Source organism: Ignavibacteriales bacterium (genome assembly GCA_026390815.1).
GTDB lineage: Bacteria > Bacteroidota > Ignavibacteria > Ignavibacteriales > SURF-24 > JAPLFH01.
This window is the reverse complement of the sequence record JAPLFH010000032.1, coordinates 75,233-93,009: the sequence shown is the minus strand read 5'-3', so window position 1 is coordinate 93,009 and position 17,777 is coordinate 75,233. Positions and strand designations below refer to the sequence as shown.

Below are 17,777 nucleotides of genomic sequence, written 5' to 3'. Positions count from 1 at the left end.
AGTAATAAAAAAATGTTTGTAACCATAGCAATAATTGTAATTGTAATCTTAATTGCCGCAGTATTATTTGAATACAGAATCAAGAGACCGGACCAGATTGTTTTACACGAGGTTGAAGGCAAAATACTTCAAAGAAAATCGCGGTTTTATTCGCGCCATTTTAGCCTGGCAATTCCGGCAACCATTCAATCCTTTACCTTAACTGTAGAAGCTGAGGCAAAAGGTAAGTTGAAGCTGCTGGTTAAATTATCTGTAACTGCCGCAGCGGCATTGGATAATTTATTTGCTCTAATCCGTGTTGGCGGATGGAATAAAGATGCAATCTTAAAAGCCTGCAAGGAATTGGAAGGAACTGTTCAGGGTTATGTTAGGGAGTTTACTGAGAAATATGAAATTGAGGAATTATCTTCTGAGAAGATTTATAATTTTCTTCTGGGTAAAGTAACTAGTACATCAGAAGCGCTTGGATTAAAAGTTATTTCTCTTTCAATTCATTCAATCGATCCGGTTGATAAAGATATTGCCGAAGCTATGCGCCAGCAGGAAGCGGCAAGAATTTTGGAAACTACTGAAACTGCAAATCAGAATGCGCGCATGGCAGCAGCCCAGCTTAAATACAAATCCGATGAGCAGATTACCATTTTAGAGCATAACCTTGAAATAAAAAAGTACGATTTAAAACAAGCACGCGAAGAAAAGGAAGCAATCCTTGCACAGCAGCGACTGGATGAGGAATTGAAACGTAGAGAAAAGCAGTTGGAGCTTGATAAAAAGGAAATGGATTTGCTGAAGAACAGTCCTGAACTTTTAATGCTTTCTCCGCAGATGGCACGCCTTGCAGAGGCAAGCCAGAGCTTGAAGAATGCGCGTACAGTTGTTTCACTTTCGCCGGATCAGGTTGATCAAAGCACACAGTTTGTTGGCATCTTACAATCATTTTTACAGCGCCTGGTTCAATCAACTTCTAAGAAAGCTGAATTGAAGATTGAGGAGCAGAAGTAATTTGATTCATGCTCTTACTCTTCTTTCATAAAGTTTAAAAGAAGAGTAAGATTAAGATTAAGAGTATTTCTATTTAAAAAACCGCGTGAATTAGTTTGTTGCTTTCAATTTGTTTTGGGAATGATTACGAATAATAAAACAAAAAATATAGAACAGGATTATTTAAGTTACTTCAGACTTAAGCCGCTTAAAGCCGCCAAGATTTCTGAAATAAGCGAAGCTACGGCTATTTCTCCGGTACCAGTTAAGGAACGTGTTAATTTTCATATCGGTAATCCGATTGAAGATGCGCAGCTCACCCAACTTTTTTTTCGCACTGTACTTGGATTAGGAAATAGTCAGTCTGATATTACGGAAAATACGCTCGATTCGATCTTGGATGAACTTGGCTGGAATGAAGACAAAAAGAAACTATTGGAGTTTGTTCAGACAACAATCCAGAAAAGTGTTCCTTATATGCCGGGTGGTGGATATAATGTAAAAAATCCAAGCGAACTAATTTTATATTTTCATAACTGGCTTACAAAAGAACAACAGGAGCCGCTTGAATATGATTTAGGAAGGGAATCCGGCAAGCGTGAGTGCAGCATCAACAGCGGTGGTATCTGGGAATGTTTTAGAATACTGTTTCATGCATTAAATAAAAATTTGATTAAGCTTCCGGCAAGAATTTTAACTTTCGGAATTGAATTGCCAGTTTATTTGAAAAATTTTTCGCATTTGGAATTCAATACACTTTCTAGTAACGAAGAACTTTTAACAGAAGAAATAAAAGCACAATTCATTCAGAACAATGCAGCCCCAACCTACTTTTTAATAGGAAAAAATTTACGGGAAGAGACACGGAGAAATCTCCGTCTTCTAAGCTTAGAGAACCCACTATTTTTTATTGAAGCCAACGAAGCACCTAATCATCTTTCCCTTGCACGCGAAGCAAAGATGATGAATAGAGTTGTGCGTTACATTTCGCCGGCGGTTCTATCACCTCTTTTTTCTGAACTATCTTTAGTTTTTGTTGCGGGGAATTCCGAATATTTAAAAACTCTCGACGCAATTCATTTTCAGTTGAAAGGAACGCCTGCTTCTGCCGAAGCTGAGCTTCTTACATTTCTTTTAAAAAATAATTTTCATAAAAAGAATGGCAGCGCGGCATTAAAAATTAGTTCCGAACCATCACAGGAAAATGTTTTACCTACAACACAGCTCGGGAGCAACTTCTATACTCATACAAAAATAATATCGAATAAAATTTCTGATCTGATCGAATCCAAAACAAAAGTAATTGATGGCAGAATAAATTCTATTCTGGAAAAGGGAGAATCCTTAACAAATAAATATTTTAACGGAATGTCTTTCCCATTCTTCAACGAAGATTCATTTTCTAACTTATCATCTAAAGAAGTTTTGGATTCTTTATTCAGCAATATAAATTCTAAAAAGTGGTTTGATGAACTGATAAATAATTTTTTGGTCTCGTTTATTAATCATCATCCTGAATATAAATTAAAAGATTCTTTCGTTATAAGCGGTTCAGCACGAACTGGATTAAGTCTGCTTGGGTTTCATTGCGGAATTAAAGAAGCGGTTACATGCGACTATAGCTGGACGTACGAACACTGCTTTCCGTCAGTCTCTGTAGTGCCGTTAACCGATGAGCTTGATCTTGATGTTGACGGAATTATCAGCATAGTAACTAAAAAGCTGGATGAAAATCCAAACTGGAATAAAAACGGAGCGGTGGTTTTCAACAATCCGCATAATGCAAGCGGACAGGTTTTTGCCGAAGAGAAACTTGCGCACCTGATTAAATGGCTGCTTGAAAGAGACATCTTTATTATTGATGATCTTTCATATCAGAATGTGGCTCCGGCAAAAAAACTATCCGGCGTTAAAACAATTCAGCAGATTACACTCGATCTTGTAAAGAACGGATATGTTAATGCTGAAAAAAGGAAATTCGTTTTTACCATGCATTCGCTTTCTAAAACAGATTGCTTTGCAGGTGCAAGACTGGCAGTTGCCCACATTCCACATCCTGAAGTAAAAGAAAAATTTGCTGCGCAGATTGAAAAGATAAAACCGAATATAATGGCAACGTTAATTGCTTATTTGTTTTACAGGAACAGATCGGAATACGTTAGTTCTTTTTGGCTTTTACGTAATCAAATTTTCTTTGAGCGGATGAAGGCGCTGAATGACGCGCAGGAAAATCTTCCTGCAGAAAGGAATCCTTTCGGCATTGAAATCAAAGGTCCAAAAGGAAGTATGTATCCGCAAATGATAATCCAGAATCTTCCATCCGGTTTATCGCTGGATTGGCTTGCATCAGGTTTGGCAACGCAGGGGATTGGTTTGGTACCGCTTTCTACTTTTGCGCGTACAGCAAAAGGATTTGAGCTGGCAAGAAAAACTTTTCGTTTAACCCTTGGTGGAAAAGATGGACCCGAAGAACTCTTTAGAAAAACGAGGCGAGTTTTAATTGATTTGAACAGAATGATTGCTGAGGAAGCTGCCAACTACAACGCAAGAAAATTTATTCGAACATCAAAATCATCTGAAGCGAGAAATCAATTTCCGGATGTTAATGAAAAGTGGCATTCTTTTTCAAAACGAATTGATGAAAGCGCAAGAAAAAATATCGGGAATCGATTAAAATTATTTTCGGCAGGAATTAATCACGAAACATTTTCGAGAAATTTTATAAATGATTTTCTTCCCGATAGAATCAGAACCTTCGAACAACGTTTCAAAGACAATCTTGAAATTGCCAATGCAGTTTTGTCTTTTGCTGGAGCAGATCAGGGAAGAGCTCTTACTGAACTTTTAGAGAAAGAATTATTTAAAGAAAGTCTTGAAAAAAGAGAATTGCTTTTTAAGCACCGGCTTTATGACCGCACTGTGCATCCAACTCAAATGTACTCCCTTCAGGTTGATATTTTAATTGATAAGATAATCGGCAGCCTGATCAGAGGAAGTTCATTACCAAATGATCTGATCGAACAAACATCTGATGCTTTGATTAAAGAATTTCTTGGATTGAATGTTACAATAAAATCGAAAGAGGAAGCGGATGAGCTTGTTTGCGATTTGCGATATATGATTGCTGCAGAAGAATACCTGCAGATGAATTCGAATGAATCTTTCCAATCAGTTTTATCTTTCTGGGGCGATTGGGATGGAAGCACAAGACCTTCTGGACAAGGGCACCGCCTGGTGGCTTCGGCACTTATTGAAAATGTAAACCAGCTTTCCATCTTGTTGAATACTTTGTTGAAGTATGATAATTCAATTAAAATTGAGGATACTCTTTCCAGCGAATTATTAAAACTTCCCAATAAGAATATTAATTTCTGGAAGCTATTAAACGAAATTACAATCCTAACGAACCAACTTGAAAAAAGATACCGAAGCGTTCTGCCGTTTAACATAGAAACCGGGCGTGCGCGCCGCCTGGGAATGAAGCTACATGTTGCAAAAGATCCGCTTTATGCTTTATGGCAGCACAATGATAGAACTGAAAAGAAAATGCTCGACTTGCGATTGCAGCGAAGAAACAATCTTGAATATTATTTTTCGTTAAATAAACATTTACGAAAAACACTCCACTCGCTGTTGCCTCAGATTAAAAATAATTTGCAGCATAAAGAACTTGCGTTGGTTGCCGGTTTGTATAAAAATTTATTAAACCGGTTTTTGCTCACTCCGCGTATCCATCAAAAGATGATTACGGCACGCGATCAGTTTTCCATCGATACAACTGTTCACAATATAATGGAGATAAACGAAATCTCCGGTGAATGTGGCAATCCCGGGATGATCCTGGCTCTGCAAGTTAGTATGTCTACTGAACCGGAAGCTCTGATTGCATTGGATCGAAAACTTGTTGCGCGCAGGGAACATTCTCTTCGCGAAAAACCGAACAGCAATCTTCCGCCAGTTTGGATCATTCCTCTTTTTGAAGATATTAAAACTGTCCGTAACATAGAAAATTATCTTAACCGTGTTTGGGAATATTCAATCCAAAGCAGAAGGTTAAATCAGGAAACAAAAAAACGATTTACAGAAATGATTTGCGAATTGTTTATTGCTGGGTCAGATTTAAGTCAGGCTGTAGGGCAGCCCGCAGGTACGGCTTTGTTTAAAGAAGCGAAACAAACTGCAATTAAATGGCTGGCAGAAAAAGGAATTGTTGCTGATGTAAGAATAAAACTTGGCAGCGGCGAACCAATGCAGCGCCAGGGTGGATATTATTCTTCGGTTGCAGGTGAACCGGCATTCATATCATCCAAGGAAAACCAGCAGCGCTTAATTAAAAATCTTAACGACTCAACAAGAAAAAGTACTGAGTATGCTACAAGTCCTTTGCTTGGAGTTTTTTCCGGAGGCGATTTAAGAACCTTCCAGAGCAACCTTGCGGAAAAACTCCGGTTCATTTCAGTTAAAGAAAGAGCACAGCTTTTCTATCATATTAAGCAGGCGCAGCATTTTTACGAAAAAGAAATTTACCGAGCGGCAGAACCTTTGCTGGATACTCGTTTGCAGTTCGGCACCAGGGGTTACCAGGAATTAGAACGCTTAACCATCGGAAAGAAAAGCGAACTGTATGAAAAGTTTTGTGAAATTGTTACTAAAAATTTCCGCACAATTCTTTATGGAACTGAGGAAGATGTGGTTGGTATTCATGCAATTTCATATTTCATTTCACGTACTACACCAAATTTGCGGGACCGTCCGGTAGTAAGACCGAGCAGAAATCTTGGAGAAAATGCCGGGCAAAGAGTCCTTGAAAGAATTTCCGGAACCATACCGCTTTCTCATCACGGAAGTTTGTTGAGAGCGATTGGGCATAACCAGGCGCAGACGATGATACTTGGAATCAACCAGCTAACCACCGGTTTATTCCGCAGCCTGCGCGAATTTGAAAGGATGAAATTCACCGAAGGTGAGAGTTCTTCCCTGGTAAGTGACGTTATATTGCCACGCTTACCAGTTTATGAAATTCTGCATTCGCTAAGGATTTATCATGATCCCGGATTAAAATATTTGTCATTAACTGAGAAAGCATTTCCAGCCGGAAACTCGGCTTTATTAATCTTACGAGAAGATATTGATTCAATGTTTTCATTCCTTGGATTGCTTCAGAAGGAACTGCTTAGACGGCATGGAATAAACGTAGCAGAATTTTTTGAAGGAGAAAAATTTGTTGCTGATTTACTGCCAGCTTTGCGTCCCGATCTTGCAGTTCTTCTTCAACCGGATTTATTTAATACCAACTTTAATTTGCTGAAATCAGAAATATCTGGTGAGATTGATAAAAGCTGGATAAATCAAGTGAAAGAATTGCTAGAGATTCCTGAGAAAGTAAAATTCTGGCGTGCGCAAATCTGGGAGATGCTTGAGAAGCCTATCCTGCAGCAGGTGGAAAGTTTTGTGGAATTATCCCGTGCACTCTATTCCGTTTCCAAAGATGTTGAAGGAACTGAAAATATTTTTTCGGTTGGTGCAAACCAGATAAATGTTGGTGCAAATTTAGCTGACCTGCTTAAAGGATCAATTGATGATTCGATGAGGCAGTTTTTAATTGCTTCTGTTCAATATCTTTCCCGCCTGCCTGGCAATATGGTAGAAGTACCAATTGATGTTATCCGCGCGTTGAAAGATGTTGAAAGAATTTTGGTTATCGAGAAGCAGGCACTTACGCAGAAAGAACAAGACTTGCTCCGTTTTTACATATTACAGATGGCAAGAATTTGCGGAGAGAATGGGTAGGGATGGAAGACCTGCCTGCCGGCAAAGGCAGGTAGTTGATGGGAAAAGCAGACCACTTATTCATTCGTGGGTTTAAATATATTATCAAATCAATTTTATGGGAATTATGGAATCACTTAAAAACAAAATTGTATTTATAACGGGTGCAACATCTGGAATCGGAAAAGCGTGCGCTATTGAGTTTGCCAAAGCTGGCGCTAATTTAATCCTTTGTGCAAGAAGATTAAATCTTCTAACTGAGTTTGCTGAAGAATTAAAGAAAGAATATGGCATCAAAATCCATTTTGATAAAGTAGATGTTCGAAATAAAAATGAAGTTGACAGCTTCGTTGATTCATTGCCGGAAGAGTTTAAGCAAATTGATATTCTGATTAACAATGCCGGTTTAGCCCGCGGATTGGCAAAACTTTTTGAGGATGATTTTAATAACTGGGAAGAAATGATAGATACCAACGTAAAAGGCTTGCTTTATGTAACGCGCGCTGTTACACCCGGCATGGTTGAAAGAATGAACGGACATATAATAAACATCGGCTCAATTGCAGGACACGAAGCTTATCCCAAAGGAGGAGTTTACTGCGGAACCAAACATGCTGTGGATGCAATCACAAAATCTTTAAGAATGGATCTGGTAGATAAAAACATAAGAGTAAGTACAATCGATCCTGGATTAGTTGAAACAAACTTCAGCAATATCCGCTTCCACGGAGATGAAGAAAAAGCAAAGAACGTTTACAAAGGATTACAGCCACTAACCGGAAAAGATATTGCTGAAACGATAATTTTCATTGTAACAAGACCGGCACATATCAATCTTGCAGAAATAATTATTCTTCCGGCAAGGCAGGCTTCTGCAACAGTTGTACATAGAGATTGAGTGTTTGAGAATAATAAATCCTGATTCCGGAATAAACAACAAAGATCAAATTCCAATTTCGCAAACCAAAATTTATGTGAAATGTTAATTTTGCTTAATTAATATGGATGAAAAAAAGCTAAAACGTATCCAGGAATTAGTGAAAGAGGAAATATTTATCGTTCCTTATAATTTGTCGTGGTCAAAAATGTTTGAAGATGAAGCCGCTTTTTTACGCAGGAAATTGCCCAAGAATATCGTTAAAAGAATTGAGCATTTTGGTAGTACGGCGGTCCCTGGTCTTTCTGCAAAACCAATTATTGATATTCTGGTGGAAGTTACAAGTTTAGAAGATACAAAAAAGCAAATTGTACCTATTTTGGAAGCTGAAGGTTATGAATACTTTTGGCGCCCAGCTTTTGGTGATGATGGTCCACCGTACTACGCTTGGTTCATCAAGCGAAATTTAGAAGGCAAACGTACACATCACATTCATATGGCAGAGGCAGATTCTGAATTATGGGATAGGCTTTATTTCAGAGATTATCTTCGGCAATTTCCTGCGGAAGCGAAACGCTATGATGAATTAAAGAGAAAGTTGTCAGTAGAATATGCAAACAACAGAGTAAAATACACAGAAGAAAAAAGCAACTTCATCTTGTCTGTTACTAAGAAAGCAAAGGAATATTATGAATCGCAAAATTAGCATTTAACATAACAGTGTGTATGCGGTTCCACTTTGTTTCACCCATATTGCTATCGCAACATCGCATACACGCAAACGATGTACGATTGATTTTTGTAATTTGAAATTTTGTATTTGTTTGTTCTTTGGTGTTTGTTATTTAGTATTTGTTCTTTGGTGCTTAATTCCACGTCTTCGCCTTTACTCCTGTTTTTATTATATTTGAGACCAGTTAATCAATAATTAATACTAAGGAATTATGACATCATCAGAGATCAGGCAGCAGTTTTTAGATTTTTTTAAGAATAAAGAACATCGTATTGTACCGTCCTCGCCGGTTGTTCCATTCGATGATCCGACTTTACTTTTTACAAATGCAGGAATGAACCAGTTTAAGGATGTATTCCTTGGTGCGGGAACAAGAAAATATAAACGTGCGGCGGATACACAAAAATGTATCCGGGTAAGCGGCAAGCATAACGATCTGGAAGAAGTAGGCTACGATACTTACCATCATACTTTTTTTGAGATGCTTGGCAACTGGTCCTTCGGTGATTACTACAAGGAAGAAGCGATTACCTGGGCGTGGGAATTACTTACAGCTGTCTGGAAACTTCCAAAGGAAAGATTGTGGGCTACTGTATACAGGACTGATAATGAAGCATATGAAATATGGAAAAACAAAACCGATATAAATCCAAATCATATTCTTCATTTTGATGAGAAGGATAATTTTTGGGAGATGGGGGAAACCGGTCCCTGCGGACCATGTTCAGAAATTCATTTTAATCTAAGCGATGATTATGATAATCCGAAATTTGTGAATGCCGGTGTACCGGAATGTATTGAGATCTGGAATTTGGTTTTCATTCAATATAACCGGGATAAAGAAGGTACACTCCACGAACTTACTTTAAAACATATTGATACCGGAATGGGCTTTGAAAGAATTTGCGCTGTTCTGCAGAATAAATCTTCCAACTACGATACAGATGTTTTCTCACCAATCATTGAAGCGATCTCGGCTATGGCTGGAATTAATTATGACAGCGAGGAACATAAAATCCCGATGCGCGTAATTGCCGATCATTTAAGAATGCTTTCATTTGCAATTGCGGACGGCGCCAATCCCGGGAATGATGGCAGAGGTTATGTGTTAAGAAGAATTTTAAGAAGAGCTGCCCGCTACGGAAGAAAACTTAATCTGGATAAACCATTCATTTACCAACTTGTTAAAGTTCTGGTTGAATATATGTCCGGTGTTTTCCCGGAACTTAAACACAAACAAAGCTACATAGAAAAAATTATTAAAGGTGAAGAAGAAAGTTTTAATGTTACTCTCGATAGAGGAATTGATCTTTTTGAAAAGATCGCCTTGAAGGTTGAAGCTAATAAACAAAAAATAATAAGCGGAGAAGATGTGTTCCTGCTTTATGATACTTATGGATTTCCTATTGATCTTACAAATGTTATGGCAAGGGAAATAAATCTTTTGATTGATGAAGCTCGCTTTAATGAATTAATGGCAGATCAAAAAACAAGAGCAAGAGAATCTTCTAAAGACAAATTTGCTGCAGCCAATGTTATTATAAGCAATCTTGATTCATTTGATCTGATTGAAAACTCTTCAACAGAATTTGTTGGTTTTGATGAGTTTGAAGTGCAGGCAAAAATTATTGGTTATAAAAAAGAAGAAGATAAAGCGTTGATCATTTTAGATAAAACTCCTTACTATGTTGAATCAGGTGGTCAAATTGATGATCTCGGAACGATAACAATCGGTGGAAGTAAACTAAAGGTAATTGATTTAATAAAGTTGAATGATTATGTGATTCATGTTGCGGAGAATGCAGAAGAAATTCCTCTTTCCGTTGGAATGGAAGTAATGGTTGAAGTTGATGAAAAACGAAGATGGGACATCATGCGAAATCATTCTGCCACTCATCTGCTCCACGCTGCATTACGAAAAGTTCTTGGTACGCACGTTCATCAATCCGGTTCGTATGTTGGACCGGACAGGCTTCGTTTCGATTTCTCACATTACTCAAAACTAAGTGAAGCTGAATTGAACCAGATTGAATCGATGGTTAACGAAGAGATAAGAAGCAATGTGGATTTAACACATCACCGGGCAATCCCGTTTGATAATGCAAAGAAGATGGGAGCGCTGATGTTCTTTGGCGATAAGTATGGTGATAAGGTTAATGTTGTTCAGTTCGGCGAGTACAGTATGGAATTTTGCGGAGGTACACACGTTAAGAATACTTCTCAAATTGGATTGCTGAAAATTGTAAGCGAATCTTCCATCGCGAGCGGAGTTAGAAGAATTGAAGCCGTGACCGGAAGAGGAGTTGAGTTATATATCAATCAATTAACTGAAGAAATTAAGAAAGAAGAAGCTAAAGCCATTCATCTTTTAGAAGAAAAGAAAAAACTTGAAAAAGAATTAGCTGAATTAAGTCTTGAAAGTAAATTGGAAATTATAAGCGAGATACTTGGTGAACCAAATAATATCAGGGGATTGAAAATATATACCGGTAAAGTTGATGCATTAAATATGGATGAACTAAAATCCTTTGGTGATGAACTTCGTTCCAAGATGAAGGAAGGTGTTGGTGTTTTGATTAGTGAGATAGAAGGAAAAGTTGGAATTGTATGCGTGGTTTCTGATGGACTGATTAAAGAAAAGAAATTAACCGCGGGTAAAATTGTTGGTGAAATAGCAAAGATAGTTGGCGGCGCCGGCGGCGGACGACCTCATCTTGCTACTGCTGGCGGAAAAGATGTTACAAAGATTGATGAAGCATTGCACAAGGTGGAAGAGATAGTCCTGAATTTTATTTAATCGATTTTACGGTGAATGTATAATTTATAATTAGCAATGTATAATGAGGAAAAACTCATCCTCATTATACATTATCCATTCTTCATTATAAATTACTTTACAAGCTGCATCTTTATAATCTTATTATAATTTTCTTCTTTACCAATTGCTTTCGCATTTATTCTAACAAGGTAAATTCCGCTTGATAAATTTTCTGCTGACCACTTTTTATTGTAATAACCAGCTGGTTGAATTTCATTTACAAGCTCCGCAACCTGTTCGCCAAAAATATTGTAAATGTATAACACAACTTTGCTTTCGTTTGGTAATGCATATTTTATAGTTGTAGATGGATTAAATGGATTTGGATAGTTCTGCATCAACGCAAATGAGATGGGTTGTTCTCCTTTTTCTATTCCTGTAGGTTGTACGACGGAGATTGTACCAGACGTAATAATAGTTAAAGCCCCAGATGTTGCCTTTATGTTAGCGCTGCCTGAAGAATGGCTATTGAATTCTGCGCTCCTTCCATTAATTGCAGCAACCAGATCGGAAGCAACAATACCACCATTGATATTCTCGAGGCTCCATGCATCAGCGGCAACATTTTCAATAAAATTGTCAAAGCTATCTCTTGCAATTGAGTAAACAGTTATTGAAGATCCTGAGATCAATGTATCTGCGGGAACCACCACCCCAGAGCCATCTGCAGCAGTCTCAACTCTTATTTTAGCCACTGTACCTTGCGTAACTGTTACTGTCCCCGATGGAATTGTAACCAATGGACCGGAAGTGGATTTTATAGTGGCAGCACCAATCAAATGCCCCGATAACACAGCATTTTTTTTATCAGGAGATGGTACCAGATCAGATAATACAACACCACCCGAAATGTTTTCCAGAGCCCATTCATCGGCTGCTACATTTGCAACAAAGTGGTTTAAAGCGTCTCTTGAAATAGCATAAACTGTGATTGATGACCCTGATGGCAGTGCCTGTGGAGGAACAATTATTCCTGATCCATCTGCAAGTGTTTCCACACTAATCTTTGTAGGTGGCAGAGAAGCTACTGTGAATGGTTGCAAATTAGATAATCCACCACCATCAATATTAAAGACCGTTACTGGAAATGTTCCTGCGATTTGAAGATCACTTGTAGGAATTGATGCAACTAATTGTGTGCTGCTTATAAACGTTGTTGTCTTATTATTACTATTAAACCGAATGACGGATTTGCCATTGACGAAATTTACACCATTAACCGTTATACTAAAACCTGGATCGCCAATGGTTGCTGCTGCCGGGTTGATGGAGAACGTTGCAGGAGTAGGAGTATTGCCAATTCGATTAGTCGTATCCGAGGCAGTCCAGTGAGAAAAATCATTAACTCCTGTTATGCTAATAGCGTTTAACAATAAATCTACGGTTCCTCCATTATTATTCCATGTAGTCCCATTGTCTCTAGACATATAAAGTTCAAGTGCACTGGAATTTTGCCCATTCAATTCAGTTGAATCGAAATGAAATATTAAACCTGCATTTAATCCGGTGTTGGTAGCTGGAACAATTTCGAAAGACCGCTTGATTGAGTTGTGTCCATTTCCAGTAGATGTTATGCCGGTTTTCCTTAAGACTGTCGTATTACCAAGTGCAATACCGTTCAACACTATGTCAGCTCCAATATTCCCAAAAGATTCTATGCCGGATGTTGCAGTGATATTCCGAGTCGTGCTGATATTGCCAATAACCGGTTGTCCGGCAACTTCAGAAAGAATTCCACTTTGTGCAAGAGTGATGATATGGTCATTCGTTGTTAAAGTGCCGTTGGCGATTGTTAGATTTCCATTAATTGTAATATCTCCGGTTAATGAACTACCGCTGCTTCGATTAAGTGAGAGATTGTTCAAAGTAATGGTTGGCAGAATTGTACTGGTGCCAGAACCGCCAATTGCTATATTTGAAGATGAACCACCAACCAGTGAGCCCGTTCCGAATGAAAGAGATCCATTGAGGTTGAGCGTGTGAGCCCCAATAGATATGGAACCATTAACAAGTGAGAGTGTATTGTTTACGGTTTCATCACTTGTGATTGTTACACCTGAAGAGTTAGCAATTGACAGATTATAAAATGTAGATCCACTAATAGTCTGGGCACTCGTACCACTCAAAGTAAATGTGCTGGTACCTGCGATGAATGTTCCTGAGCTGTTAAAGTTGCCTGCAAGTGAGTGAGAGAAACTACCTGCATCGAACGACGTCCCGGAGTTAATTGAAAAATTTCCACCCATGGTTATTCCCGTTGCAGCTACGGGAGTTACACTACCCAAGAGAGTGAAATTTCCAATTATTGTGTTTAATCCAGTAAGAATAGGTGTTCCCGATCCAGAAAGTGTTAGGTTGTAGTAAACTACAGGAACAATTGTCTGTCCATTACCAGTGTAATTTATGGAGCTACCAGAGGATGAAGCATTAAGAGTGTTAATTCCAACTGTACCACCAATGTTAAGTATTCCGGCAGATCCTTGTGTAAGTGTGCCGGCTCCATTTAGCGCTAAGCTGACTGAAGTAGTTCCATTGTTTGTAAATACAGCACCAGGTCCAACTGAGAGCGTTGAAGTAATTAGTGTACCATCATTTGTGTGAACTGAACCATTGAGATTAAGTGTAGATGTACCGGAGAAAGTGACCCCAGAGTTGATAGTCAGGTTTCCACCAACTGTAATAGTTCCGGAGCCTGTATTTATACCACTACCACTAATAATAAGATTGTTGTAAATGAAAGCCGGGATATCTTGAGAACTTCCATTAAAGTTCAGCGTACTGCCCGTAACCGTGTGCCCACTTAAAGATCCTGGTGTAAACGTTCCTGAAATACTAATTATACCCGATGGTGCAAGTGTCTTAATGAAGTTGCTGAATACAAGGTTACCATAGTTGGCTGCAAGAATGTTTTGCCCTGGACTGCCCTGATTATAGTTGACAATACCAATGCCTGCACTTATCAGTGTTCCAGCTCCATTTACAGTATTGTTAAGTGTTAAAGTATGGTTGCCTACTTCAATTGTACCTTGGGCAAGGTTAAATGTATTATTGACTGTTATGGAATTTTTCAGTGTTAGGGTGTCTGCTGTTTTATTGATTGTGAGGTTGTTGAGTTGCTCTCCACTGGGGTTAGTTAGTGTTTGAGCTACAGATCCATTGAACGTTACGGTATTGCCACCGGCTATGAATGTACCGATGTTAAACCAATCTCCGCCCAACGATATATTGAATCCATTTGCATTGAGTGTTCTTCCTGTTTGTACAGTAACATTGTTAACAACGCTAATACTTGAACTAACAAGTTGTGCTGTTGCATTGAAGACAAGAAGATTGCCAATTGGACGAGGGCTCTGAATGCGTATAACCTGGGCATTTAAACTACCTGCATCACCTATCTGAAGTGTACCTCCGGTAACAATCGCGACTGATGAATTATTAAGGTAATCTGTTGGGGCACTTGTTGCATTTCTCAAGATTATATTACCACCAGCCATTGTAAATGAAGAGCCTACAACACTAAGATCAAAACCAGCAAATACTGGATCAGTGGAACCCTGTTCTACGACAGATACCACCCCATCGCTTTGATTATAGGTAGTGGTAGCGGTTGAATTATTTCCATTTAACCGACCTGCAATGTGAAGTGATCCACCTTCGATAATGATAGATGAACCTGTAACATATGTAAGAGAGTTGTCTATACCTGTTCCGATGTTATATGTTCCTGCAGAAATTCTTAACAATCCTCTTAAAGAGATTCCACCAGCCTGAGCAACTACAGTTACATTCGGATTGTTGATCCATAACCCGGATGTTGGTTGAATATTATAGCTTGGTCCAACAAGAAATGTGTTTGTAAATGTGAATGTTCCGGACATTTTGAACGTCCCATTAGTAAGAGTTAGAAACCCATCAGGAGCATTAAAGTGTGACGACAATACCTCCAGCGTATTATTAATACTTGTACCGAGGTTTACCCTTATGAGGTTGAAATTGTTTATTCCGGTACCTGAGATAGTTGGATTACCAGTTTTTTTAAATGTAACAGTACCAGTGTTTCCAGCGTATGAACCATCGTTCGTCCAGTCACCTCCCACCGTTAATGTATTAGCTCCACCATTAAGCGTTGCGCTTGTATTGATTAACAGGTTACCATTTACATCTACGTTATGGGAGAGCGTGGTTATACCGCTACTTATTGTAAGATTGTTAAATATAATATTGTTATTATTAGGAATTGTATTGGTAGCCGTCAACTCAATGGTTCCCGTTCCAGGCGTCCAAGTTCCTAACCTACCTACAATAAATCCCTCGCAAATAAGTGTACCACCATTAGACATAATTACACTGCCTGCGGTGTTGTTGTTGTTAAATGGTCCAATTGAAACAGCGCCTGATACTGTTACCTGAGATCCACCAGTAAATAAAAGTGTTCCGGTTCCAAGACCAAGTGCAGAACCGCCGAGTTGAATGCTTAAACAAACTGCATCGGGAATATCCACTGTTACAGTGAATCCGCCATCTATAATTATATCATCACCAGCTACAGGAGAAGGGTTGCCACCCCACGTGGATGATGCACTCCAATTGCCTGATTGTGAAGTTGTTTTAGATATTGCAAAAACTTTTGTTCCTAATAACAGAATCAGAACAAAAGTGGACAGAGTAATGGAAATATACTTTTTCATGGTTGCCCTTTTTTTATGTTAGTTTGAAGTAATTATTTTAATATTCAAATTATAGCCCTTTGTACTATTACCCGTTGATTCAATCAAATTCAGATTTGAAATCTGTAATTAATGCATTTAATAATGTTGATAATGTTTTTGTCAAACCATCATGCTCTTAAGGTTACTCCAATTTGACTAAATATTTATTTTTCTTTATTGCTAAGAATTTGCTCTCTTCTTTATTTTCCATTGTACAGTAATCGTGTCTATCATTGAACTACGTATTTACAATTTTATTGCAACTTAAATCTCAAGTGCTTAGAGGTTCTTGTTTAATTATATTATAAACATTAAAAAATATAAATCCAATAATTCCCAAAATTGAATCAGGAAAGTTACCTGGAATGAAAAGTGAACAATATCTTTTGCTTAAAATAGCACCCGTGATTGTTTTAATAATCCAACTAAATGAACCGGAAAATTAATTTTTTCCAACGTAGTCTATCATTAAGAATGAATTCTGAAAAGTAGTGTTAGAACCTTAGAATGGTGACAGAATTGTTTAAGATTAATTGAGTTGTTGAAATGTAATAACCAGGCTTTAATAAAAAAGTCCAGCTACCTGGACCATAAATATGCATTCCGACTTCTGTCTACTGCATCTTGACTATGCCTTGTCTTCAAAACTATATCGGCAGGACTAATTCCTTTTTCCTACAAACTGATAATTATTCCTTTACGTGTCGGTAAACTTCCTTGAGCAAGTACATCCTTTTAACAGCAATATTTCTCCTGTCTTCTCTTTTATATGTATCTAAATAATGCTGCATTTATGTATGAATTGAAAAATTTCTATAATCATTTGTTTAAGAATTTTTTTGTTCTGTTGGCTGCATTTTCTCTGATATTGTAATAGTAAAATGGGAAATCAAAACTATGATAAACACCTCTAACATATCCGGCGGTACCGGGGGATAATTTTGATACATCAGCAGTACTGCAAATAACTACTCCTTTATTCTTATCAATACGGGCGTCCGCATAGTTCATTACTGGTATAGGTATTCCAGCTGCTACAGAACCATCTTTATTTAATATTATGGATCCTAAATTTTTATCGGCAGTTGCTAATGTTTCTTCCCTTGTCCAGGTAATTGGATTTATGGCAATACCGCCTGGCAATGTAACGGGGTTGGTTCCTTTAACAACTTCAGGAGCTTCAGTGTTATATGAAATTATCACTCCTATATCATCAGGACCTTCAGCAAATTTTAAATGCGGATTTTTGTTAAGATATTCACCTGTAATTGAATATCCAATAACATAAGCAGCAATCATTCTTGAGTAAACCTGTTGATTATCTTTCAAGTATCCTGATAATATATTTGCAAGGATATTTGCACCCTGTGAATGTCCGGCTAAAATAAACGGGCGTCCATTGTTGTAATGTTTAATATAATAATCAAAAGCTGCTATAGCATCTAACGTTGGTATTCCAGCCACAAACTTTTCTTGTTCTTCTGTGGTCATAAAGGCGCGGGAAGCAACATCCATTTGTCTGTAATATGGTGCGTAAATATTCCCAACGGTTTCAAAAGCAGTAGCTTGTCTTTCAAATGCATATCTTGAATATTTTAGCATTAAAGGATTATTGATTGCACAAATGTTTGACTCCGTTGAATCAATTTTTTGCCACGAAGTTGGATAAAGGTAAAAAATATCTACTTCTTTTACAGCCGAATAATGTAAAGATAACCAATGCTCAGGTGTTGAATAATCGGTTAACGCTTGTTCTTGATTTGAATAATCGGTTACTCCTTGTTTATTTGTGCATGCTGTAAAAGCTAAACTGAATAAAAGTGCCATAAATACAATTGCATTTTTTTTTACTTTCATTATTCTATCTCCTTTCATTTTATACATATTTAT

At 37.9% G+C, this 17,777-nt stretch carries 7 protein-coding genes; 5 read left to right on the top strand and 2 right to left on the bottom strand.

Translation table 11 applies throughout. From position 1 onward, the window contains the following. The first annotated feature begins 12 nt into the window (after positions 1-12). The 5 genes from NTX22_09825 to alaS all read left to right on the top strand — a co-directional run bounded on the left by NTX22_09825 (position 13) and on the right by alaS (position 11,157). Complete coding sequence (locus NTX22_09825) at positions 13-1,002, top strand: hypothetical protein (GenBank protein ID MCX6150811.1); 990 nt, start codon at positions 13-15, stop codon at positions 1,000-1,002. Positions 1,003-1,122: 120 nt separating this feature from the next. Beyond that, complete coding sequence (locus NTX22_09820) at positions 1,123-6,771, top strand: aminotransferase class I/II-fold pyridoxal phosphate-dependent enzyme (GenBank protein MCX6150810.1); 5,649 nt, start codon at positions 1,123-1,125, stop codon at positions 6,769-6,771. Between the two features lie 106 nt (positions 6,772-6,877). Next, complete coding sequence (locus tag NTX22_09815; protein MCX6150809.1) at positions 6,878-7,648, top strand: SDR family oxidoreductase; 771 nt, start codon at positions 6,878-6,880, stop codon at positions 7,646-7,648. Between the two features lie 103 nt (positions 7,649-7,751). After that, positions 7,752-8,333 carry a GrpB family protein gene (locus tag NTX22_09810; protein ID MCX6150808.1) on the top strand — a complete coding sequence of 194 codons (582 nt, stop codon included), beginning with the start codon at positions 7,752-7,754 and terminating at the stop codon, positions 8,331-8,333. Between the two features lie 238 nt (positions 8,334-8,571). Continuing rightward, positions 8,572-11,157, top strand: coding sequence for an alanine--tRNA ligase (gene alaS, locus NTX22_09805; protein MCX6150807.1), 2,586 nt, complete (start codon positions 8,572-8,574; stop codon positions 11,155-11,157). A gap of 92 nt (positions 11,158-11,249) precedes the next feature. Here the strand turns inward: alaS and NTX22_09800 are convergent, their stop codons facing one another. Then, positions 11,250-15,866 (bottom strand): hypothetical protein, encoded by a 4,617-nt coding sequence (locus tag NTX22_09800; GenBank protein ID MCX6150806.1) that lies wholly within the window; start codon positions 15,864-15,866, stop codon positions 11,250-11,252. Between the two features lie 840 nt (positions 15,867-16,706). Further along, the gene (locus NTX22_09795; protein MCX6150805.1) at positions 16,707-17,744 is read right to left on the bottom strand and encodes a DUF3089 domain-containing protein; all 1,038 of its coding nucleotides are present in this window, start codon (positions 17,742-17,744) and stop codon (positions 16,707-16,709) included. Positions 17,745-17,777 lie beyond the last annotated feature (33 nt).

Excerpts from the sequence above, each read along its gene's own strand:
- NTX22_09810 (MCX6150808.1), top strand. The coding sequence starts at position 7,752 with ATGGATGAAAAAAAGCTAAAACGTATCCAGGAATTAGTGAAAGAGGAA.
- NTX22_09820 (MCX6150810.1), top strand. The coding sequence starts at position 1,123 with ATGATTACGAATAATAAAACAAAAAATATAGAACAGGATTATTTAAGT.
- NTX22_09815 (MCX6150809.1), top strand. The coding sequence starts at position 6,878 with ATGGAATCACTTAAAAACAAAATTGTATTTATAACGGGTGCAACATCT.
- NTX22_09825 (MCX6150811.1), top strand. The coding sequence starts at position 13 with ATGTTTGTAACCATAGCAATAATTGTAATTGTAATCTTAATTGCCGCA.
- alaS (MCX6150807.1), top strand. The coding sequence starts at position 8,572 with ATGACATCATCAGAGATCAGGCAGCAGTTTTTAGATTTTTTTAAGAAT.
- NTX22_09800 (MCX6150806.1), bottom strand. The coding sequence starts at position 15,866 with ATGAAAAAGTATATTTCCATTACTCTGTCCACTTTTGTTCTGATTCTG.
- NTX22_09795 (MCX6150805.1), bottom strand. The coding sequence starts at position 17,744 with ATGAAAGTAAAAAAAAATGCAATTGTATTTATGGCACTTTTATTCAGT.